Here is a 21,498-nt window from a genome sequence, read left to right as displayed (position 1 = left end):
ATCACACGGCTTTACCGCCCCGACCCGCGTCTGACGGTAACAAAGACCAGACGTACTGAGGCATGCGGTTCAAGAACGCGGATCGAGCCATTTACCGATGAGGCGGGCAACCTGCCGCCGGCGCTCGATCATCACCATATGCCCCTCGCCTGAGAGCGTGTGACGGGTCGCAGCCGGCACCCACGCGGACGTTTCATGGATTGCGTCGGCGAAGATCGGATCCGAGGCGCCACAGACGATTAACGTATCCGCGCGGATTTTCCGCGGCCAAGGCGAATCGTCGTCCGCATCGTCGCGCAACGCACGCAAGGTACGCACAATGACGTCTCTTTCGTTCACCAACGATGCGATGGCGTGGCGTCGACCGAACAACGCCGAACGGAGAAGCACATTGCGCCAGCATGCGCGGAAGCACCCGGACATCGTTTCGAGCAGCCTCACGTAATCGGAGCGAGCCGCGTGGACGATCTGCTGTTCGACGAGCCGGCAGCCTCCAGCGGACAGGCGATGCGCACTCGAGACCAGCGCGAGTCGGGAAACGAGCGTCGGGTGGGAAGCCGCGAGGCGCGCCGCGACGACACCTCCGAACGAGATGCCCATGAGCGTCGTGCACTTCCAATGCGCGGCGATGCCGCGGGCAATTTGCTCTGCGATGTCGGCGATCCGGTATTGAGTACCGGGCGCGTCAGGATAGCCGAGCAATACGAACGGTGTGCCGGCAGGCAGAATACCGGCAACGCGGCGCACGTCGCGCCGCAACCGCCGCAAGGTCGTCTTCGCGACGAAGGCTTGTCCACCGTTTAGCACGACGACGGCGGGCGGTTCGTTTCCTACCTGTGTGGCGAGAATGCCGCCTTCCAGCCGCTTCGATCGAACGGGGCGAGCACCGATTCGGAACGCGAGTCGATCGTCCGGGATGGGGTTCATGCGCTTTCTCCGTTGAAAGGGAGCCAGCATGAACCCTGACGTTCACGTGAGGGTCAAGCTCCGGGCCCATTATTGGCATGTTCGGCGTCAACTGCTTCTTGGCGTTGCAGCCACGTGAGTACGTCGGGGCTCATCGGATGGCCCGCTTGCAGCATGGGCTCTTCAGACAGGGCATCCAGCAGCTTGCGTCGCAGCGCTGCGTCCCCACGTGTCGTTCGGTCGAGCAGCGAGCGCCAGCGGCTCACGAGCGCGGATGAATCGGCGGTGGCGTCGCAAGCAATCGCCAGTTCGACATCTGCGCCTAGCGTGAGCCATTCTGCCGACAGCGTCTTGTCCAGGCGTTGCAAATCATCATCGGTGAGGTGACGCCTCAAGGCCGCCAGATGCAGACGAGTCGCCGGTTCGATGTAGGCGATCAGCGTATGGTCAAGCCCCGCATGGTCCGGAGCTTGCGCTGCTTCGCCGTGCAGTTTCCGCCAGCGCCGCGTAATGGTGACGTCGCCGTCCATCCATTGCATCGCGGCGCCTAACCAGCGATATGCGAGCCTCTGCGCTTCGTGGGCATCGGGCGGCACACGTCGATCCATTGCGTCGCGCACGTCGGTGAACAACTGCGACAAGGTGGCTTCCATGCCTTTCCAACGCGCGAGGATCTCCGCGATTTCGGCCGTGTTGAAGTGTTCCCGATATCGATCGAGCAAGGCGAGGGTGTCTGGCCAGTCGGTGTCACGCCAAGTCATGCCTGAATCGGAGGCGGCTTGCAGGACCGCGAGTCGCTCGTTCAGCGTATTCAATCTTGTCAGCTCCGCGGCGATCGCCCGGCGGCTTTCGACGATCACTTCCGCCAAAGCAATCTGCCGGGTGTGCAGCATTCGTGCAATCGCGTCTAGTGTAAGGCCCAGACCGCGCAGTGCTTGGATCGTCTTGATTGTCGAAACGCTGGCTTCGTCATACAACCGGTAGCCTGCAGTGGAGCGTCCGATCGGCTTCAATAAGCCTGTCTGATCGTAGTAGTGCAACGCACGAACAGTAATGCCGCAACGCCGGGCGAGCATGCCCACGGTTAATGGCATAGCGACTCCGTCAACATTGCATAACGGTGCATGTTTTGGCGCAGGTTTTGATTTTTGCGTTGTCAGACACGGCGCAGATACTGCTGCATTATCTCGAGCCCGGGTGCAGGTGCTGCGGTGGCTTGCATACTCATGTGGCCGCGAAAAGTTGCTTTGGCCGCCAGAGTTTACCAGCGGCCCTGACGCGCGAGCGCGAAGTTCGCCTTTCGGCCGGAAGGCGCCATGCGCGGTCTCGGCGACACGGCCCTGCGGGCGACCGCTCTGTCCGATGACTCGACAGGAGCTTTCGGATTGCCGCTACTCGGACTATGGTTCCCTTGTATTCCTGTCCCGCTTCGGGGCAGTAGACGATCTGACGGAAACGTCATACGAAGTGTCAGGGCAGAGGCGACTCGCCCGGATGTTCCGTGTTTCACCTTGTCGCATGCATCGGATGACGCTGGTCGGCGAAATGCGTACGTCGTTCCCGCCGCCGGGCCGCCAGATCGGCTGCAAGTGCTTCCGGGCTTCACCGCCGGCCGGCGCGTGCAATGCGACATCGGCCACCGCAACGAACCATTTGAAAGGATCGATCATGCCTGCATTGGTGGAAGCGACCAAGGGCGCCGTCGAAAGCCTCTTGCCCGAACTCGAAGCGATCTACAAGGATCTGCATGAGCATCCCGAACTGTCGATGCAAGAAGTGCGCACCGCACGTATTGCAGCCGATTATCTCGAGAATGTCGGCTATGACGTCACGCGGGGTGTCGGCGGGACTGGCGTCGTGGCAGTGTTACGCAACGGCGACGGTCCGACTGTAATGCTGCGCGCCGACATGGATGCGCTGCCGATGGCAGAAGCGACCGGATTGCCCTATGCCAGCACGGTGACGGCGAAGGACGAGGATGGCCTCGAAGTGGGCGTCGCGCACTCGTGCGGCCACGACATGCACGTGACGTGGCTGATGGGTGTATCGCACCTGATGGCCGCGCACCGGCACGCGTGGCGCGGAACGCTGATGGCGGTCTTTCAGCCGGGCGAGGAAGTGGCGCGCGGCGCCCGCAGCATGATTGACGACGGCATGGCCGAGCGCTTCCCGAAGCCTGACGTGATCCTTGGTCAGCACGTCATGGTTGGCGCAGCGGGCACGGTCGGCTACCGGAGCGGCACGATTCTTTCGGCGGCAGACAGTTTGAAGGTACGGCTGTTTGGGCGCGGTTCGCACGGATCGCAGCCACAAACCTCGATCGATCCGGTCATCATGGCGGCGTCGACCGCGCTCCGCCTGCAGACAATCGTATCGCGGGAAATCTCCCCGCGCGATAGTGCGGTGCTGACGATTGGTGCGCTGCAGGCCGGAACGAAAGAGAACATCATCCCCGACGACGCGACGCTCAAGCTCAACATGCGCACATTCGATGAAGACGTGCGCGAATACATGCTGGGTGCTATCCGGCGCATCTGCTGTGCGGAGTGCATGGCGTCCAACGCACCACGCGAGCCCGAATTCACGACGCTCTCGAGCTATCCGCTGACGATCAACGACGCGCAGACAAGCGAGCGTGTGCAGGCGGCGTTCGAAGCGCACTTTGGCGAACGCGCCTACGAAACGCCCCCGGCGGCGGCGAGCGAGGACTTCAGCGTATTCGGCCGCGAATGGGGCGTGCCATATGTGTTCTGGTTCATCGGCGGAACCGATCCGGATACATTCGCAAAGGCGTTGGCAGAGAAAAAGCTCAACGAAATTCCCAGTAACCATTCGCCGAAGTTCGCGCCGGTACTCGACCCGACGCTGCGTACGGGGCTGGAAGCGATGCTATGCGCGGCCGGCGCGTGGCTCGACAAGCGAGATCCGTCGGCGTGAATTCGCACGCGGCGTACTTCGCTCTCGATCTGGTCGGGACATTCGTATTTGCCATGAGCGGCGCGGTGGCTGCGCGCCAAAAGCGGCTGGACCTGTTCGGCATCTTGTCCATCGCGTTCATGGTGGCATGCGGCGGCGGAATCGTGCGTGACGTCTGCATTGGCGCGATCCCGCCGGCGGGGCTTTCAAACTGGAGATATCTGGCGGCTTCCGTGCTCGCGACCGCAGTCGCAATTTTCGCGTATGCGCCGGTACGCCGTCTGCGGCAGCCCGTCCTCTTCTTCGATGCGATTGGCCTCGGCCTGTTCGCCGTGGCCGGTGCGCAAAAGGCGCTGAGCTTCGGACACAATGCGGAGCTCGCCATTGTGCTCGGCATCGTGACTGCGGTCGGCGGCGGTGTCATGCGCGACGTCGTGCTTTCGCGCCTGCCTGCCATTTTGGACCGCGAGGTTTATGCGACGGCTGCGCTCGCCGGTGCGGGCACGCAGGTTCTGTTCTCGTCCGCGCATTGGACGCAGTGGTGGACTCCATGGTGCGCGACGATCGTCTGCGTCGCCATTCGGCTCGCTTCGCTTCGGTTTGGCTGGCGCCTGCCCACGTTTCGGGTGCAGCGCGCCAGCGAGCTGCCCGGCAAAAAATAGCCTGCGTCGACATGCGAATGTGACAACGCCCGGTTTTCACCAGTGCATGTTTGCCGCGCGCAGGTCGGCTCAAGGAAGGTGCGAATTTGTGCCGCCCTTGCAACTGCAATTCGAAGCACGCGATGGGTGTTACCGGTCACCCGCCGACACTGCATGCTGCGCCGTCGTAACCCGGTCCAGGCAAACAAGGTCCATCGTGGATTGCCGGGGAGCGTCCGAGACGAACATCGGGGTCCGGTGGCGGTCCATCGCCAAAATTATCGGCGTAGCTCTTGACGTAGCTTTCTACGCCGACCTTTGTCCAATAACGAGCAGGTACCGCTGCATCGTTTGAGTGTGGCGAGCAAAGGGCTCGGACGACAGCGTGGTCATAGGTCCGGCGTAAAGTTGCTGCCCGGGTGCTCCGAATTTACCAGCCGCTTCTATGCACAAGCGCGAAGATCGCCGTGTAGCGAGGTGCAGCAGATCGCAGCCGACGGCACCCGGCGATCCATTCGCGTCGCCGCTCGGGCGTTGAAGGGCCGGTATCCCCCGGCGCACGCCACTGCGCGCGCCGGGCGGGTGGACCCGATCAGGACTTTTGCGCCGACACGAGATCGAGCGCCACCGCCTGCGCGACCTCGATCCCGTCGATAGCTGCCGAGTAAATGCCGCCCGCATACCCGGCGCCTTCGCCCGCCGGATACAGCCCTTCGACGTTCACGCTCTGGTAGTTGTCCTTGCGCCGGATCCGGATCGGCGAAGATGTGCGCGTCTCCACGCCGGTGAGCACCGCATCGTGCATCGCAAAGCCGGCGATTTTGCGGTCGATCTGCGGCAGCGCTTCACGAATGGCTTCGATCACATAGTCGGGCAGGGCGGTGCTGAGGTCGGTCGGGCGCACGCCCGGCTTGTACGACGGCACCACGGAGCCGAGCGACGTCGACGGCCGGCCCGCGATGAAATCGCCGACCAGCTGGCCCGGCGCGCTGTAGTCGCCGCCGCCGAGCTCGAACGCGCGCTCTTCCCATTTGCGCTGGAACGCGATACCCGCGAGCGGGCCGCCCGGATAATCTTCCGGCGTGATGCCGACGACGATGCCGGCGTTCGCGTTGCGCTCGGCACGCGAATACTGGCTCATCCCGTTGGTGACCACGCGCCCCGGCTCGGACGTTGCCGCGACCACCGTGCCGCCCGGGCACATGCAGAAGCTGTAGACCGCACGGCCGTTGCTGCAGTGGTGAACCACCTTGTAGTCCGCCGCGCCGAGCTGCTTGTGGCCCGCGAACTTGCCGAAGCGGCTGCGATCGATCACGCCCTGCGGATGCTCGATCCGGAAACCGAGCGAGAACGGCTTGGCTTCGACGTAGACGCCGCGATCGTGCAGCATCTGGAACGTATCGCGCGCGCTATGGCCCACGGCCAGCACCACGTGATCGCAGCGCAACGTTTCGCCGTTCGACAGCTTGAGCGCGCGCACCTTGCCGTGTTCGATGTCGATATCCTCGACGCGGGTTTCGAAGCGCACTTCGCCACCCAGTTCATGGATGCTCGCGCGCATCTTTTCCACCATGCTGACGAGGCGGAACGTGCCGATGTGCGGCCGGCTCAGATACAGGATGTCCTCGGGCGCGCCGGCCTTCACGAATTCGTCGAGCACCTTGCGGCCGTAGTGGTGCGGGTCCTTGATCTGGCTGTACAGCTTGCCGTCGGAGAACGTGCCGGCACCGCCTTCGCCGAACTGCACGTTCGACTCCGGATTGAGCACGCTCTTGCGCCACAGGCCGAACGTGTCCTTGGTGCGTTCGCGCACGGCCTTGCCGCGCTCGAGGATGATGGGGCGAAAGCCCATTTGCGCGAGGATCAGCCCGGCGAACAGCCCGCACGGGCCCATGCCGATCACGACCGGACGCAGAAAGTTGCCGTGCTCGGGCGCCTTCGCAACGAAGTGGTACGTCATGTCGGGCGTCACGCCGCAATGCGGCGTGCCGGCGAGCCGCGGCAACACGGCGGCTTCGTCCTTGACCTCGACATCGACGATATACGTGAGCTTGATGTCGGAGCGCTTGCGCGCGTCGTGCGCACGGCGGAACACCGTGTAACGGAGGAGCCCGTCCGCGGCCACGCCGAGCTCCTTGAGGCGCGCGCGAATCGCGGCTTCAAGGGCGCTCTCGGGATGGTCGAGCGGGAGTTTGATTTCGCTTAGCCGTAACATGAGTAGTCGGATACGGTCGCCACGAAGCCGTGGCGGTGTTGAAACGGGCTGCGGCCGGCATGCCCGCGGCGGCGTCCGTCGCGCGCGCATGTCGCGAGCCGATCGTCAGGCGACGGAAAGCGCGCGACGCGCGGCGGCACGCCGGACCACTCGGGCAAGCTCGGCACGGGCGCCTGAAGCGACTCCCGCGAGAAGAAGACTACTTCGCGCTCCGGACGACCGGAAGGCGGCAGGCGCTTCATCATGACGGTGCCAGCGAGTGGTTGACGCAAAGGCCGCGCCGCACGGGCGCGGCGCGGGCTTATTCCGCTGCCGGATGCAGCCGGCTGTAGCGGTTCAGGATCGGGATCATCTGCGCGTAGATCTTCGGGTTCGCCGCGACGATCTCGTGGCGATGCAGGAAATCGGCGTCGCCCGTGTAGTTGCCGACGAGACCGCCGGCTTCGGTGATCAGCAGACTGCCGGCCGCCATGTCCCACACGTTGATGCCCTGCTCGAAGAACGCGTCGAGGCGGCCCGCTGCGACGTTCGCGAGGTCGAGTGCGGCCGCGCCCGGGCGGCGCAGGCCCGTGCAGGCTTGCGTCATTTCAGTGAACAGGCGCGCGTATGCGTCGAGGCCATCCTTTTCGCGGAACGGGAAGCCCGTGCCGACCAGTGCATCGGCCAGGCGGTCGCGCCGGCCGACGCGGATGCGGCGGTCGTTCAGGTAAGCGCCGCGGCCGCGCGTGGCCGTGAACAGGTCGTTCTTGTTCGGATCGTAGACGACGGCCTGCGTAACGATGCCCTTGTGTTCGAGCGCGATCGATACGCAGTAGTACGGGAAGCCGTGGATGAAGTTCGTCGTGCCGTCGAGCGGATCGATGATCCACTTGAATTCGGATTCGTTCTCCGATTCGCCCGATTCTTCCGCAAGGATCGCGTGGTCGGGGTAAGCGGTTTTCAGCGTCTCGATGATCGCCTCTTCGGCGGCCTTGTCCACTTCGGTGACGAAGTCGTTCTGCTGCTTCTTGCGAATCTCGATCAGGTCGAGATCGAGGGATGCACGATTGATGATCTGTCCGGCGCGGCGCGCAGCCTTGACAGCAATGTTGAGCATGGGATGCATGAGCCTGGATCCTGTAGCCGACGGCACGGGCCGCCACGAAGTGGAACATACCGCCCGGAGCAGCGCGAACGTGCCGGGCGAAATGAGACGCGAATTGACAAAGAGCGGGGTACGACCCGCGCCGCGCGGTGTGCGACGCGTAAGCGCATGATTTTACCCGATTTTCGAACGTTTCGGGGGCTCCGAATACGGGGAAACCCCACTGGCCGTCCGGACGAGTGGGTTTGTCGCGACGATGGCGATACCATACTGCCATTCCGATGAACCGAGCCGTATGTAGTGGAAACTCCGCAGAACCCCACCGCGCCGTCCGAATCGGGTGGCGCCTCGTCTCCGCCGCCGTCCGGCGGCTTCACATCAACCCGTTTCGTGCTCGTCGAGCCCAGCCATCCCGGCAATGTCGGGGCGGCCGCCCGCGCGCTGAAGACGATGGGTTTCTCTCGCCTTGTGCTGGTGGCGCCGCGCGTGCCGCACGTGCAGAGCGATCCCGACGCGATCGCGATGGCGAGCGGCGCCGACGACGTCCTCGCGTCCGCGCATGTCGTGCCCACGCTCGGCGACGCGTTGGCCGGCGTCCACTGGTCGATCGCGCTGACCGCGCGCACGCGCGAATACGGGCCGCCGCGCCTCGCGCCGCGCGCGGCCGCCGAGCACGCGTGCACGCAGGTGGGCGGCGGCGATATCGCCCTGGTGTTCGGCAACGAGCGTACGGGTCTCGCGAACGAGCACGTCGAGCAATGCAGTGCGCTTGCCCATATCCCGGCAAATCCGGCCTACAGCTCGCTGAACCTCGCGCAAGCGATCCAGGTGCTCGCGTACGAACTGCGCGTCGCGTTCCTGGCGCAGGCAAGCGAGGCGTCGCCCGCGGCGCACGTCGACGTCGGCACGCTCGCGCAGAGCGACGAGATCGAGCGGATGTATGCGCACCTCGAAAACGCGCTGATCGCGCTGGATTTTCTCGATCCGCGCAACCCGAAGAAGCTGATGCCGCGGCTGCGGCGCCTGTTCGCGCGCACCGGTCTCGAGCGCGAGGAAGTCAACATCCTGCGCGGCATCGCGAAGCACATCCTGCTGAAGTCGGGAACGGCCGAAGGCGACGCGTAGGCGTCCGGCGCGGCGGCTGCCGCGCGCTTTCGCGTTCGACGGCTGTGATGGGGTGGCGCCGCTTGCGTCCGTCGCGGTGCACTGGTTGGCGGGGATGGCGGCCCATGCATCTTGCGGTGCCTGCAAGCAGTCATTGTCGGGCCGCCGGAACGGTCGTTTCCGTCGAATACCCGTGCCGCCGGCGGGGTGAACGCGCGACGCCGAGCGGCCGCTCGCGAGTGGCCCTACAATCGCCGGACGTCATAAGCAAATTACCCGGCAAGATAACGACCGGCCATTGCCGGCGGCGCCCGCCGGCCTTTTCCTCAGCCCAGATCCGATCATGTTCACTAGACTGCGCGAAGACGTTGCGACGATACGCGAGCGGGATCCCGCCGCTCGCAGTGCCTGGGAAGTGCTGACCTGTTATCCGGGCCTGCATGCGCTCGTGCTGCATCGGTTTGCGCATGCATGCTGGCGCGCGAAACGCTACTGGCTCGCCCGTTTCGCGTCGCAGGTCGGCCGCTTCCTGACGGGGATCGAGATCCATCCGGGCGCGACGATCGGCAGGCGCGTGTTCATCGATCACGGCATGGGTGTCGTGATCGGCGAGACCGCGATCGTCGGCGACGACTGCACGATCTATCAGGGCGTGACGCTCGGCGGCACATCGCTCACGCGCGGCGCGAAGCGCCATCCGACGCTCGAACCCGGCGTGATCGTCGGCGCGGGCGCGAAGGTGCTCGGCGGTTTTACGGTTGGCGCGGGCGCGAAGATCGGTTCGAACGCGGTCGTGGTGAAGCCGGTGCCGGCGGGTGGCACCGCGGTCGGCAATCCGGCGCGCATCGTGATGCCGGCGCAACCGAAGCCGCAACCCGAGCGTGCCGCATTCTGCGCATACGGGATCACGCCGAACGCGGACGACCCGATGTCGCTCGCGATCCACGGGCTGATCGATCACGCGGCGAAGGAGAGCCGGCGCGTCGACGAGATCGTCGCGGCGCTGGAGCGGCTCGGCACGCATCTGGAAACGCTGCAGGGTGCCGACGCAGCGCGACTCGACCTGCGCCGGCTGTCGGCTGTGCTGGAAGGCAACGCAGTCGAACGGCAGTCGTAACGCGCCGCATGCCGGCGGCGCCAGACGCGTCGAGCGCCGTCAGCGGAATGCAGTCGAATGCGTTACTCGAGCGGCATCGCGTGGATGCCTTCCGCATCGACGCGCAAGTAACCGCCGCGCGGCGTGCCGTGATCCAGATCCCAGTCGGGCAGCACCCAGCGAATTCCGCCCGGTTCCAGATGGCGGGCAGGGCGATGCGTATGGCCGTGAATGATCACGCTCGCGCGGCTTTTCCGGAATAGCGCGGCCACGCCTTCACGCGTGACATCGTAGATGGACGAAGCAGCGCGCATCCGGCCCGCTTCGCTGTTCGAGCGCATCCGCTGCGCGAGCGCGCGACGCCAGCGGAACGGCCATGCGAGGAACAGCGCCTGCGCGACGCGATTGCGCGCAAATCGCCGAAACACCTGGTAGCCGCGATCGGCCGTGCATTGCGCATCGCCGTGCGCGAGCACGATGCGCTGGCCGAATGCCACGATCAGCGCCGGGTCGGGCAGCAGGATTGCACCGGCCGCCTTCATGAAGCGCCGCCCGAGCAGAAAATCGCGGTTACCGTGCATCACGTAGAGCGCAATGCCGCGTTCGGAGAACGTATGCATCAGCGCGGCCATGCGGGCCGCGAACGGATCGTCGTCGAGCACGTCGTCGCCGATCCAGTATTCGAACAGGTCGCCGAGAATGAACACCGAGTCGGCGCTGTCGGCGGTGTATTTCACGAAATGCTCGAACGCGGCGACCGTCTTCGGAATCGCCTCGCTCAGATGCAGATCGGAGAGAAACAGGAACGGGCGTGCGGCTTGCGCGTATTCGCGCTCGCCCGGCACGCCCGCGGAGACGCTTCGCGGCGGACTCTCCTGCAACATCGAAGTGCCTCCGTTACGGCTGGTGCGTTAGACCACCACGGCCTTTTCGATCACGACGTCGTCAGTCGGCACGTCCTGATGGAAACCCGCGTTGCCCGTCTTCACGGCCTTGATCTTGTCGACGACGTCCTGACCTTCGACGACCTTGCCGAACACCGCGTAGCCCCAGCCTTGCGGCGTCGGCGACGAGTGGTTCAGGAAGTCGTTGTCGTTGACGTTGATGAAGAACTGGGCGGTCGCCGAATGCGGATCGTTCGTGCGCGCCATCGCGATCGTGTAGTTGTCGTTCTTCAGGCCGTTGTTCGCCTCGTTGTCGATCGGCGCGTCGGTCGGCTTCTGCTTCAGGCCCGGCTCGAAGCCGCCGCCCTGGATCATGAAGCCGTTGATCACGCGGTGGAACACCGTACCGTCATAGTGGCCCTTCTTCACGTAGTTGAGGAAGTTCTCGACCGTCTTCGGTGCCTTCGCGGCGTCCAGCTCGAGCTTGATCACGCCGTGGTTCGTATGCAGTTCAACCATGATGAATTCCTTCGGTATGGCGGTTTAAATGGCACGCGGCCGGTCGTACGACGCGGCCGCGTGTGGCGCCGGACGTGCCGGCAGGTGCTTACTTCGAGACGATGCTCGCGGATTCGATCACGACCGGCTGGGCCGGCACGTCCTGCATCGGGCCGCGCGAGGTCGTCGCCACGCCTTCGATCTTCTTCACGACGTCGAGGCCAGACACGACCTTGCCGAACACCGCGTAGCCGTTGCCGTCCGGGTTCGGGTAGTCGAGGCCGTTGTTGTCGACCGTGTTGATGAAGAACTGCGCGGTGGCCGAGTTCGGATCGCTGGTGCGCGCCATTGCGATCGTGCCCGTCAGGTTCTTCAGACCATTGCGGCTTTCCAGCGGGATCGGCGCGCGGGTCGGCTTCTCCTCGAAGTTGGTCTTGTAGCCGCCGCCCTGGATCATGAAGCCCTTGATCACGCGATGAAAGATCGTGCCGTTGTACTGGCCGGCCTTCACGTAATCGAGGAAGTTGGCGACCGTCTTCGGCGCCTTCTCCGGGTAGAGCTCGACGCGGATGTCGCCCTGCGAGGTCTTGAGCTGCACGATCGGGTGCGCGGTGGCCGATTGCGCGAAGGCAGGCGCGGTCGCGAGAAGGGCGGCGCCGCCAAGCGCCAGCAACAGACGTTTCATTGCGATCCTCAGGTTGGGAGGGAGGGAAGGTTGCGCCGCTTTACTGCGACGGCGCGACGTACGGCGCCGCCAGCGCACCGGACGGACCGTTGAACTGGAACGTCGGCGACATCGGCAGCGTGGTGGTGCTCACGTTTGCGGCGGCACGGTCGGTGTACGCGCGCGTGGCGGGCGTGACGTTGTGCGCGCCGGCGGCCGGCTTCGGCGGCGACACGATCTTCTGCACGTCGGCGAGGCGCTGTGCGGTCGCGCCGCTCGTGCGGCCGAGCGATTGCGCGCGCTTGTACGACTCGGCCGCGAGCCGCAGGTACAGGTCGCCGAGGTTCTCGTACGCGAGCGAGTAGCTCGGGTTCGCTTGCGTCGCCGTGACGAGCGCGCTGCGCGCTTCGTCGTAGCGGCCGTGCTTCGCGTAGAGCGCCGCGAGGTTGTTGTAGGGCTCGGGCAGTTCGGGGTAGGCCTGCGTGATCGCGACGAACTGCTGGATCGCGTCGTCGTCGCGGTTCAGGCGGGCGAGCACGGTGCCGCGCTTGAACTGCGCCTGCACGTCGTGCGGATTCGCCGCGATGCGCGCGTCGAGTTGCGCGAGCGCCTGCTTCCATTGCTTGCCGGCGATCGACGCGTCGATTTCGGGCGTGCCGTCGGCGGTGGCCGGAGCCTTTTGCGCATGCGCCGCGGGGGCCGCGAAAAGCGTCAGTGCGACGCCCACGACGGCGGTCGCAACGAGGGTCGCAGCGCTCGGCGCACGGCCGCGATGAGGTTTCATAGGCGTAAATCGGAATGTTATACTCCGACCCATTCTAACAAAACGTCTGCGCGTTCCGGCGAGCCGCAGACAGTCTTTCTTTGCCTCTCGTGGCCGTCACCGCTGTGCTTGCAGCCTGACCGCCCCATGTGATATCGAGGACGCGCGGCGTCGTGCCGTAACAGGCGGTCCGTCCGTGTCGCATGCTGGGCGAGCTTCGCCAGGGCGGTTTCCTTCGGCTCACGGTTCATCTCTATGGAATCACTGCGCATCTACAACACGCTCGCGCGTGACAAGCAAGTTTTCGTGCCGCGCCAGTCCGGCGAAGTGCGGATGTACGTATGCGGGATCACCGTCTACGACTATTGTCACGTGGGCCACGCGCGCATGCTGGTCGTGTTCGACCTCGTCCAGCGCTGGCTGCGTGCGATCGGCTATCGGGTCACGTACGTGCGCAACATCACCGACATCGAGGACAAGATCATCCGTCGCGCGGTCGAGAACGGCGAGACGATCAAGTCGCTGACCGACCGTTTCATCGACGCGATGCACGAGGATGAGGCGGCGCTCGGCATTCAGCGGCCCGACATCGAGCCGCGCGCCACGCAGTTCATTCCGCAGATGCTCGGAATGATCGAGAAGCTCGAGGCGAACGGCTACGCGTATCAGGCGGGCGACGGCGACGTCAATTATTCGGTGCGCAAGTTCGCGAACTACGGGAAGCTGTCGGGCAAGTCGCTGGACGACCTGCGCGCGGGCGAACGCGTCGCCGCGAACGATGCAAAACAGGATCCGCTCGACTTCGTGCTGTGGAAGCGCGCGAAGGAGGGCGAGCCTGAAGGCGCGTCGTGGTCGTCGAAGTACGGGATGGGCCGGCCGGGCTGGCACATCGAGTGCTCCGCGATGGGTTGCACGCTGCTCGGCGAGCATTTCGACATTCACGGCGGCGGGCAGGATCTGCAATTCCCGCACCACGAGAACGAAATCGCGCAGAGCGAAGGCGCGACCGGCCAGACGTTCGTCAATTACTGGATGCACAACGGCTTCGTGCAAGTGGACAACGAGAAGATGTCGAAGTCGCTCGGCAACTTCTTCACGATCCGCGAAGTGCTCGAGCGGTACGACGCCGAGGTCATGCGCTTCTTCATCGTGCGCACGCACTACCGGTCGCCGCTCAACTACAGCGACGTGCACCTCGACGATGCGCGTGCGTCGCTCACGCGTCTGTATACGGCGCTGAAGGATGTCGAACCCGACACGCTCGCGCTCGACTGGAACGAGCCGCATGCGCAGCGTTTCGCGGCCGCGATGAACGACGACATCAATACGCCGGTCGCGGTGGCGACGCTGTTCGAGCTGGCCGGCGAGGTCAACCGCACGCGCGATGCGTCGCTCGCGCGGCAGCTGAAGCAATTGGCGGGTCTGCTGGGCCTGCTTGGCCGCGAGCCGCGCGCGTTCCTGCAGCAGGGCACCGGCGCCGCGCAGGCGGGTGGGCTCGCAGCCGATGAAATCGAGGCGAGGATCGCCGCGCGCGTCGCGGCGAAACAAGCGAAGGACTATGCCGAAGCGGACCGGATTCGGGCGGAACTGCTCGATGCCGGCATCGCACTTGAAGACAAACCGGGCGGATCGACCGAATGGCGTCGCGTATGAGCGCGGTGCGTTCCACTGACCGATCCGTCAGGTAGGAGGCAAGATGGCAACGGCCAGAAAAGCGCCGGTCAGGCGTGCGACTCCGCTCGCCGCGCGTCCGGCAGCCAAGCGCTCGCCAACGGCAAAGGCGGACGCTGCGCGCGCCATGCCGAACGGCGCGATGAACGGTCATGCGAAGCCCGCCCGCGCGAAGGGCGCGGATGCGGCGCAGCCGGAGGTCGCGATGGCGGCTGCGGACCCGGCGCGCAAGTCGCGCGCATCCGATCCGGCAGCCGACGCCGCGGATGGTATCGTGCGTCCCGCATATTGGGACAAGGCGTGCGCAGATCTCGTCAAGCGCGACCGGATCCTGAAGAAGCTGATCCCGAAGTTCGGCCCGGCGCATCTGGTGAAGCGCGGTGATCCGTTCGTTACACTCGCGCGCTCGGTCGTCGGGCAGCAGATTTCGGTGCCGTCCGCACAGGCGCTGTGGGCGCGCATCGAGGATGCGTGTCCAAAGCTCGCGCCGCAGCCGGTGATCCGGCTCGGTGCGGACAAACTGATCGGATGCGGGCTGTCGAAGCGCAAGACGGAATACATTCTCGACCTTGCGCAGCACTTCGTGTCCGGTGCACTGCACGTCGACAAATGGACGTCGATGGACGACGAGGATGTGATCGCGGAACTTACGCAGATCCGCGGCATCAGCCGCTGGACGGCCGAGATGTTCCTGATCTTCAACCTGTCGCGACCGGACGTCCTGCCGCTCGACGATCCGGGCCTGATCCGCGCGATCAGCGTCAATTACTTTAGCGGGGAGCCCGTCACACGCAGCGAGGCCCGCGAAGTGGCCGCCAACTGGGAGCCGTGGCGCACTGTCGCGACCTGGTATATGTGGCGCAGTCTCGACGTGCCCGACACTGACGCAGACTGACGGCTATCAGGTTTTAAACATCAATAGTTGAGAGCCGGTTTTGCACATCGCCCGCGCGGGTAGAATACGCGCTGCCGCAAGACCCAAGGATTCGAACACATGAAGACCACGTTTCTGGATTTCGAACAGCCGATCGCCGAACTCGAGGCCAAGATCGAAGAGCTGCGATTCGTGCAGGACGACTCGGCTGTCGATATTTCGGAAGAAATCGAGCGGCTGTCGAAGAAGAGCCAGCAACTGACGAAGGATCTGTACGCGAACCTGTCGCCGTGGCAGGTCTCGCAGATCGCCCGGCATCCGCAGCGTCCGTACACGCTCGATTACGTCGCGGAACTGTTTACCGATTTCCACGAACTGCATGGCGACCGCGCGTTCGCGGACGATCTGTCGATCGTCGGCGGTCTCGCGCGCTTCGGCGGCCATCCGTGCATGGTGATCGGCCACCAGAAGGGCCGCGACACCAAGGAACGCGCGGCGCGCAACTTCGGGATGCCGCGCCCGGAAGGCTATCGCAAGGCCGAGCGCCTGATGCGCCTCGCCGAGAAGTTTGGTCTGCCGATCTTCACGTTCGTCGACACGCCGGGTGCCTATCCGGGCATCGGTGCGGAAGAGCGCGGCCAGTCGGAAGCGATCGGCCGCAATCTGTACGTGATGGCGGAGCTGAAGACGCCGATCATCACGACGGTGATCGGCGAGGGCGGTTCGGGCGGCGCGCTCGCGATCGCGGTGGCCGATACGGTGATGATGCTGCAGTTTTCGACCTACTCGGTGATCTCGCCGGAAGGTTGCGCGTCGATTCTGTGGAAGAGCGCCGCAAAGGCGCCCGAGGCTGCCGAAGCACTCGGCCTCACCGCCCATCGCCTGAAGGCGCTCGGGCTGATCGACAAGATCGTCAACGAACCGCTCGGCGGCGCGCATCGCGATCCGAAGGGCATGGCTGCGCTGCTGCGCCGCGCGCTTGCGGATTCGCTGCGCCAGTTCCAGGGCATGAGCATCGATGCGCTGCGCGAGCGTCGCTTCGAGCGCCTGATGGCCTACGGCAAGTTCAAGGAAACCACGCCCGGCGCGTGACCGGCATGTGCACCTCGCGCGCCATCCGGCGCGCGTTTCGATCGTGATCCCTCCGACCCAACTCAACGCCGATCGCGTCGTCCTCGACGCGATCGGCGTTGCGCTTTCCGACATGCCGTCCGATGCTCAGATCGCGATTGCGTACAGCGGCGGCCTCGACTCGACGGTACTGCTCGACGCGGCCGTGCGCGTCGCGGGCGCAGAACGTTGCATCGCGCTGCACGTGCATCACGGACTTAGCGCGAACGCCGACGCCTGGGTCGCGCATGCGCAGGCGACGGCCGAACGGCTTGGCGTCGCGTTCGAATCCGAGCGTGTCGACGTGCCGCACGACAGCGGCCTCGGCGTCGAGGCGACCGCACGCGAGCGCCGATATGCTGCGCTCGACGCGATGTGCGAGCGTCGCGGCGTGGCGGCGCTCTGGATCGCGCAGCATGCGGACGATCAGGCCGAGACCGTGCTGCTGCAATTGTTGCGCGGTGCGGGGATTGCCGGTCTGGCCGCGATGGCGCCGCGCTATCGTCCGGATGGTGCAAGCGTCGAGCGCGTGCGGCCGCTGTTGCGATTGTTGCGTGCGCAACTGGAACGCTACGCGGTTCAGCGCGGGCTCGCCTGGATCGACGATGAATCGAACGGCGACACGCGCTATGCGCGCAACGCGTTGCGCATCGACGTGCTGCCGACGCTGGCTGCGCACTTTCCGGGCTTTCGCGATGCGCTCGGTCGCGCGGCCCAGCACGCGGCTGCCGCGCAGCGGCTGCTCGACGATCTGGCCGAACTGGATTTCGCCGGCGCCGCGCGCGACGAAGGTCGTGCGCTGTCGCGCGATGCACTCGTGGCGTTCGACGACACGCGCGGTGCGAACCTGTTGCGTTTCTGGATGCGCCGGCTCGGGTTGCCGGGCGCGTCGGCAGCGCGGCTCGCGAACATGATGCGGCAACTGCGCGCCGCGCACGACGCGCATGCGCTGCGCGTCGACCACGCGGGGCAGTGCCTGCGGCTCTATCGCGACATGGTTTACTGGGAAGCCGGCGACAGCGCCGATCCGGCCGACGACGGTACCGGCACGCCGCATCCAGAGTCCTCGTTGGCGTGGGATGGCCAGGAAGTCTGGCACGTGCCGGCCTGGCGCGGCACGTTCGTGTTTGCGCCGGCCGACGCGGACAGCGCCGGCGCGGTGCCGGAGGCGCTGTTGCGCAGCGCGGCGCTCGTCGCACGCGCCCGTGCGGGCGGCGAGCGGCTGCGGACGTCGCCCGGCGGGCCCGGGCGCACATTGAAGAACCTGTTCCAGGAGCGTGGCGTGCCGGCATGGCAACGCGACGTGCCGCTGCTGTTCGCGGGCGACCGGCTCGTGTACGTGCCGCGGCTCGGCGTGAATCATGTCGATGGGCTTACCGGCAACGGGCTTTCCGGCGACGCCCGGTGGCGCCGGATCGAATGGCGTCCCGACGTGCTGATCGCGTAGCGCCGGTATGCGCCGCGGCGCGTGATCGAACGCCGGTTTTCACCATTTGGTAAACGGCGCCGGAACGCTTGCCAACGGGCGAGCGGCTTGTCAAGCCGCCCTCTATCGGGTACGCTCGGTCGTTTGCTCGGCTCGATTTTTGAGCGATTTGTGCAGGTTTTCCGCGTGACGTACCCGGTTTGCGCGGCCTGATCGGCCTTCCGGGCAAAATCCGTCACGCTTGCGTGTTGCGTCCCAGCCGTCCCCCTCGTCGTCCGTCCACAGCCACAAGCCGCGTGACCGAACGGCAACGCGGCCTGCCCAGCGCGCCCGTGCGGCTTCTCCTTCAGTTCAGAACGACAATGGCACTCATCGTACACAAATACGGCGGCACTTCGATGGGCTCGGTCGAGCGCATCAAGAACGTCGCGAAACGCGTCGCAAAATGGCATCAGGCCGGGCACCAGATGGTGGTCGTGCCGTCCGCGATGTCCGGCGAAACCAACCGCCTGCTCGGTCTCGCGAAAGAGATTTCGAGCCAGCCGAGCCCGCGTGAGCTCGACATGATCGCGTCGACCGGCGAGCAGGTCAGCGTCGGCCTGCTGTCGATCGCGCTGCAGGAAATCGGCGTCGAGGCCGTGAGCTATGCCGGCTGGCAAGTGCCGATCAAGACGGACAGCGCATTCACGAAGGCGCGCATCCACTCGATCGACGACGAGCGCGTGAAGGCCGATCTGAACGCCGGCAAGGTCGTGATCATCACGGGCTTCCAGGGCGTCGATCCGGACGGCCACATCACGACGCTGGGCCGTGGCGGCTCGGATACCTCCGCGGTGGCGGTGGCGGCCGCGCTGGATGCCGAAGAGTGCCTGATCTACACGGACGTCGATGGCGTCTACACGACCGATCCGCGCGTGGTCGAAGAGGCGCGACGCCTCGATCGCGTGACGTTCGAGGAAATGCTGGAAATGGCAAGCCTCGGCTCGAAGGTCCTGCAGATCCGCTCGGTCGAATTCGCCGGCAAATACCAGGTGAAGACGCGTGTGCTGTCGAGCCTGACCGATCCGCTGATTGCGCTCGACGAAGAAATGCGCTCGGGCACCCTGATTACTTTTGAAGAAGACGAGACCATGGAAAAGGCAGTCATTTCCGGCATCGCGTTCCAGCGCGACGAAGCACGCATTGCGGTGATGGGTGTGCCCGACAAGCCGGGCATCGCGTATCAGATCCTCGGCCCGGTCGCCGATGCGAACGTCGACGTCGACATGATCATCCAGAACCAGAGCGTCGAAGGGAAGACGGACTTCACGTTCACGGTCGGGCGCGGCGACTACCAGAAGGCAATGGACATCCTCACGAACCAGGTGCAGGGCCATGTGAGCGCCGAGCGCGTGCAGGGCGACCCGAAGGTGTCGAAGGTGTCGGTCGTCGGCGTCGGCATGCGCTCGCACGTCGGTGTCGCGAGCAAGATGTTCCGCACGCTGTCGGAAGAGGGCATCAACATCCAGATGATCTCGACGTCCGAAATCAAGATTTCGGTGCTGATCGACGAGAAATACATGGAACTGGCCGTCCGCGCGTTGCACAAGGCATTCGAACTCGACCAGGCCGCGTGAGTTTCCCGTGATGCATTGAAGAAAATGCATCACGGAAATTGACGCGCGGTTCGAAACCCTATATTATCTCGTTCTCGTCGCACTGCCTCCCTGGTGCGAGCGAAAGTTTGGGAGACGTGGCCGAGAGGTCGAAGGCACTCCCCTGCTAAGGGAGCATCTGGGCCAAAACCTGGATCGAGGGTTCGAATCCCTCCGTCTCCGCCAAAAGCGGTGACAAAGCCCCGCAAGTTCTCGGACTTGCGGGGCTTTTTCTTTTTCTCGCTTCGTTTCCCCGTCTTTTCCGATTTGCATCGATGCGCCGCTCGGCGCCGCGCTTCGTCCGGACAGCCAATCAATGCTCGACTTCAGCGATGCCGATGGGCTAAATACGCGTATCGCCTCGCATGGCTCACGTCGGAGTTCCGGCACGCATGCATTCCGTCCTGACCATCATTTCGCATCGGCTTGTCGACGGGCTCGTCGCAAATCATGCGTGCTACGCGCAAGAGCACGGCTACCGGCATGCGATCGTCGACGGCATGCACGTGTACGGCGAGCGCCAGCAGGTGCTGCACAAGTATCACGCGATCATCGCGCAGCTCGTCGCGATGGAGGAGGGCGCGCTGCTGCTCGTGCTCGATCCGTTTTCGGTCGTGTTCGGCCGGCATGCGCTTGCCGATGTCGCGGCCGGTTACGATGCGATCGTCACGACGCAGACGCCGAAGTCGGCGCTGCCTGCGGCGAGCGGCATGATCTTTCGCAATGTCGCCGACGTGCGCGAGCGCTTGCGTGCGCTGGCCGTGGAGCTCGGCCAGTGGGCAATGCACCTGCCCGAGCGACAGCGCGAGTGCGAGGCGACGCTCCTTGCCGTGCACTTCCCGCCGTTGCCGTTCGACCGGCCGCTTGCGAACGGCCATTACGCGTCGGCCCAGACAGTGTGGGGTGACGGTCATGCGATCGACGTGGTTGTCGGCGCGCAGCCGCTCGTCGCACATCAAGCGCCCGAATGGCGGCAGATCGACGGCGTCTGGACGCCGACGCCCGACTACGACTTTCGCTACGTGCTCGCGCTCGTCCACGATGCCGGGCGCCTCCGGTACGGCGAGCAGCCGCGCGCGATGGACGCCTGGCGCGCCGCGCAGCAACGCACGCGCGAGCCGGCGCGCCATCTGAACCCGCACGCCGACATCGCGTTCGTGAGCCTGCACACGTCGCACATCGCCGGTTACGGTGATATTCACGAAGACAACTTCGTTCGCTATTGCATGCGACACGGCTACGCGTATCACGCGTACCGCGAGCCGCCTGCGTTCGTGCCGGCCGGCGTCGATGCGAACTGGGCGAAGCTGCACCTGATCCGCGAACATTTGCCGGGCCACGCATTCGTGTTCTGGGTCGACGCCGACATACTTGCGATCGACCAGCGCCAGACGGTCGAGCGCGTGATCGACGGGCGGGATTTCGTGATCGGGACCGACCACACCGCGTGGGCGATCAACTCGTGCATGATCGGCGTGCGCAACGTCGCGCCGATGCGTGAACTGGTCGACCGCATTTGCGCACGCATCGAGCATCTCGACGACCGGTCGTCCGTCTATGCGAGCGGCGGCGACCAGCAGGCGATCTATGTGGAACTGCTGCACGCCGGCATGATCGACGCGCGCTACGTCGTCGACGCGATGTCGCTCGCATGCTCGCCCGTGTATGCGACCCGCGACAGCCGCTTCGTCCATTTCCCTGCGCAGCACAACCACTATCGTGCAGTCACGATGCGCGTATGGGACAGGCTCAGCCGCGAGCGCTGACGCGCGGTTGGCGTGGCGGCTGACGTGCGTCCCGATCGTAACGATCGCATGCGATGAAATAAAAATGAAAGCATCGATGTAAGGAAAGATGCGCGCGCGACTATCGTTCCGTTCGCTTTGTTCTTGCGCGTCGCAACGGCGACATTTCGTCAAAAATGCGGCGTCGCGTCGATTCGGGCCGTCTGCTCCGCACAGCAATACAAAATATTACGCAGAAAAATCAACTGCCTATCGAAGTACGGCGAA

At 65.0% G+C, this 21,498-nt stretch carries 18 protein-coding genes and 1 tRNA gene; 11 read left to right on the top strand and 8 right to left on the bottom strand.

The features are described from left to right. Positions 1-69: 69 nt before the first annotated feature. Both KDW55_RS15955 and KDW55_RS15950 read right to left on the bottom strand, forming a co-directional pair. Entirely contained in the window at positions 70-927 is an 858-nt protein-coding gene (locus KDW55_RS15955) for an alpha/beta hydrolase (protein ID WP_212197992.1), read from the bottom strand. A 53-nt stretch (positions 928-980) separates the two neighbouring features. Continuing rightward, positions 981-2,000, bottom strand: a complete 1,020-nt coding sequence (locus KDW55_RS15950; RefSeq protein ID WP_069241526.1) for a MerR family transcriptional regulator — start codon at positions 1,998-2,000, stop codon at positions 981-983. Between the two features lie 574 nt (positions 2,001-2,574). Here KDW55_RS15950 and KDW55_RS15945 point away from each other — a divergent pair. Continuing rightward, on the top strand, positions 2,575-3,843 hold the full coding sequence (locus tag KDW55_RS15945) for a M20 family metallopeptidase (protein ID WP_212160312.1): 1,269 nt from the start codon (positions 2,575-2,577) through the stop codon (positions 3,841-3,843). Then, positions 3,840-4,484 carry a trimeric intracellular cation channel family protein gene (locus tag KDW55_RS15940; protein WP_069241525.1) on the top strand — a complete coding sequence of 215 codons (645 nt, stop codon included), beginning with the start codon at positions 3,840-3,842 and terminating at the stop codon, positions 4,482-4,484. Before KDW55_RS15945 ends, KDW55_RS15940 begins: the two co-directional genes overlap by 4 nt. Before the next feature lie 571 nt (positions 4,485-5,055). On the opposite strand, the gene KDW55_RS15935 is transcribed toward KDW55_RS15940, so the two are convergent. Continuing rightward, on the bottom strand, positions 5,056-6,678 hold the full coding sequence (locus KDW55_RS15935; protein ID WP_040144540.1) for an NAD(P)/FAD-dependent oxidoreductase: 1,623 nt from the start codon (positions 6,676-6,678) through the stop codon (positions 5,056-5,058). 301 nt (positions 6,679-6,979) lie between these two features. Then, complete coding sequence (locus KDW55_RS15930) at positions 6,980-7,783, bottom strand: inositol monophosphatase family protein (RefSeq protein WP_040144538.1); 804 nt, start codon at positions 7,781-7,783, stop codon at positions 6,980-6,982. A gap of 279 nt (positions 7,784-8,062) precedes the next feature. On the opposite strand from KDW55_RS15930, the gene KDW55_RS15925 reads away from it, so the two are divergent. Together KDW55_RS15925 and cysE are read left to right on the top strand one after the other, a co-directional pair. Beyond that, positions 8,063-8,887 carry an RNA methyltransferase gene (locus KDW55_RS15925; RefSeq protein WP_212160231.1) on the top strand — a complete coding sequence of 275 codons (825 nt, stop codon included), beginning with the start codon at positions 8,063-8,065 and terminating at the stop codon, positions 8,885-8,887. 322 nt (positions 8,888-9,209) lie between these two features. After that, complete coding sequence (gene cysE, locus KDW55_RS15920) at positions 9,210-9,983, top strand: serine O-acetyltransferase (RefSeq protein ID WP_040144536.1); 774 nt, start codon at positions 9,210-9,212, stop codon at positions 9,981-9,983. Positions 9,984-10,045: 62 nt separating this feature from the next. Here the strand turns inward: cysE and KDW55_RS15915 are convergent, their stop codons facing one another. From KDW55_RS15915 to KDW55_RS15900, 4 genes are all read right to left on the bottom strand, one after another. Next, complete coding sequence (locus KDW55_RS15915; RefSeq protein WP_040144535.1) at positions 10,046-10,846, bottom strand: UDP-2,3-diacylglucosamine diphosphatase; 801 nt, start codon at positions 10,844-10,846, stop codon at positions 10,046-10,048. Between the two features lie 27 nt (positions 10,847-10,873). After that, the gene (locus tag KDW55_RS15910; protein WP_040144534.1) at positions 10,874-11,365 is read right to left on the bottom strand and encodes a peptidylprolyl isomerase; all 492 of its coding nucleotides are present in this window, start codon (positions 11,363-11,365) and stop codon (positions 10,874-10,876) included. A gap of 88 nt (positions 11,366-11,453) precedes the next feature. Beyond that, positions 11,454-12,029, bottom strand: coding sequence for a peptidylprolyl isomerase (locus KDW55_RS15905; RefSeq protein ID WP_040144533.1), 576 nt, complete (start codon positions 12,027-12,029; stop codon positions 11,454-11,456). 40 nt (positions 12,030-12,069) lie between these two features. Beyond that, positions 12,070-12,792 (bottom strand): tetratricopeptide repeat protein, encoded by a 723-nt coding sequence (locus KDW55_RS15900; protein WP_040144532.1) that lies wholly within the window; start codon positions 12,790-12,792, stop codon positions 12,070-12,072. A 234-nt stretch (positions 12,793-13,026) separates the two neighbouring features. On the opposite strand from KDW55_RS15900, the gene cysS reads away from it, so the two are divergent. The 7 genes from cysS to KDW55_RS15865 all read left to right on the top strand — a co-directional run bounded on the left by cysS (position 13,027) and on the right by KDW55_RS15865 (position 21,252). Continuing rightward, on the top strand, positions 13,027-14,424 hold the full coding sequence (gene cysS / locus KDW55_RS15895; RefSeq protein ID WP_212147793.1) for a cysteine--tRNA ligase: 1,398 nt from the start codon (positions 13,027-13,029) through the stop codon (positions 14,422-14,424). Positions 14,425-14,467: 43 nt separating this feature from the next. Next, complete coding sequence (locus tag KDW55_RS15890; protein WP_040144530.1) at positions 14,468-15,337, top strand: DNA-3-methyladenine glycosylase; 870 nt, start codon at positions 14,468-14,470, stop codon at positions 15,335-15,337. Between the two features lie 99 nt (positions 15,338-15,436). Then, positions 15,437-16,408, top strand: a complete 972-nt coding sequence (locus tag KDW55_RS15885; protein ID WP_034207712.1) for an acetyl-CoA carboxylase carboxyltransferase subunit alpha — start codon at positions 15,437-15,439, stop codon at positions 16,406-16,408. A gap of 43 nt (positions 16,409-16,451) precedes the next feature. After that, positions 16,452-17,873 carry a tRNA lysidine(34) synthetase TilS gene (gene tilS / locus KDW55_RS15880; RefSeq protein WP_212147794.1) on the top strand — a complete coding sequence of 474 codons (1,422 nt, stop codon included), beginning with the start codon at positions 16,452-16,454 and terminating at the stop codon, positions 17,871-17,873. 341 nt (positions 17,874-18,214) lie between these two features. Beyond that, positions 18,215-19,468, top strand: coding sequence for an aspartate kinase (locus KDW55_RS15875; protein WP_040144529.1), 1,254 nt, complete (start codon positions 18,215-18,217; stop codon positions 19,466-19,468). A 110-nt stretch (positions 19,469-19,578) separates the two neighbouring features. Beyond that, a tRNA-Ser gene (locus tag KDW55_RS15870) sits at positions 19,579-19,672 on the top strand. Between the two features lie 206 nt (positions 19,673-19,878). Then, the gene (locus tag KDW55_RS15865; protein WP_212160229.1) at positions 19,879-21,252 is read left to right on the top strand and encodes a hypothetical protein; all 1,374 of its coding nucleotides are present in this window, start codon (positions 19,879-19,881) and stop codon (positions 21,250-21,252) included. Positions 21,253-21,498 lie beyond the last annotated feature (246 nt).

Origin of the sequence: Burkholderia sp. AU19243 (assembly GCF_018148075.1) — a bacterium.
GTDB classification, from domain to species: domain Bacteria; phylum Pseudomonadota; class Gammaproteobacteria; order Burkholderiales; family Burkholderiaceae; genus Burkholderia; species Burkholderia latens_A.
The sequence above is the reverse complement of the archived record's forward strand: the minus strand, read 5'-3'. Positions and strand labels throughout refer to the sequence as shown.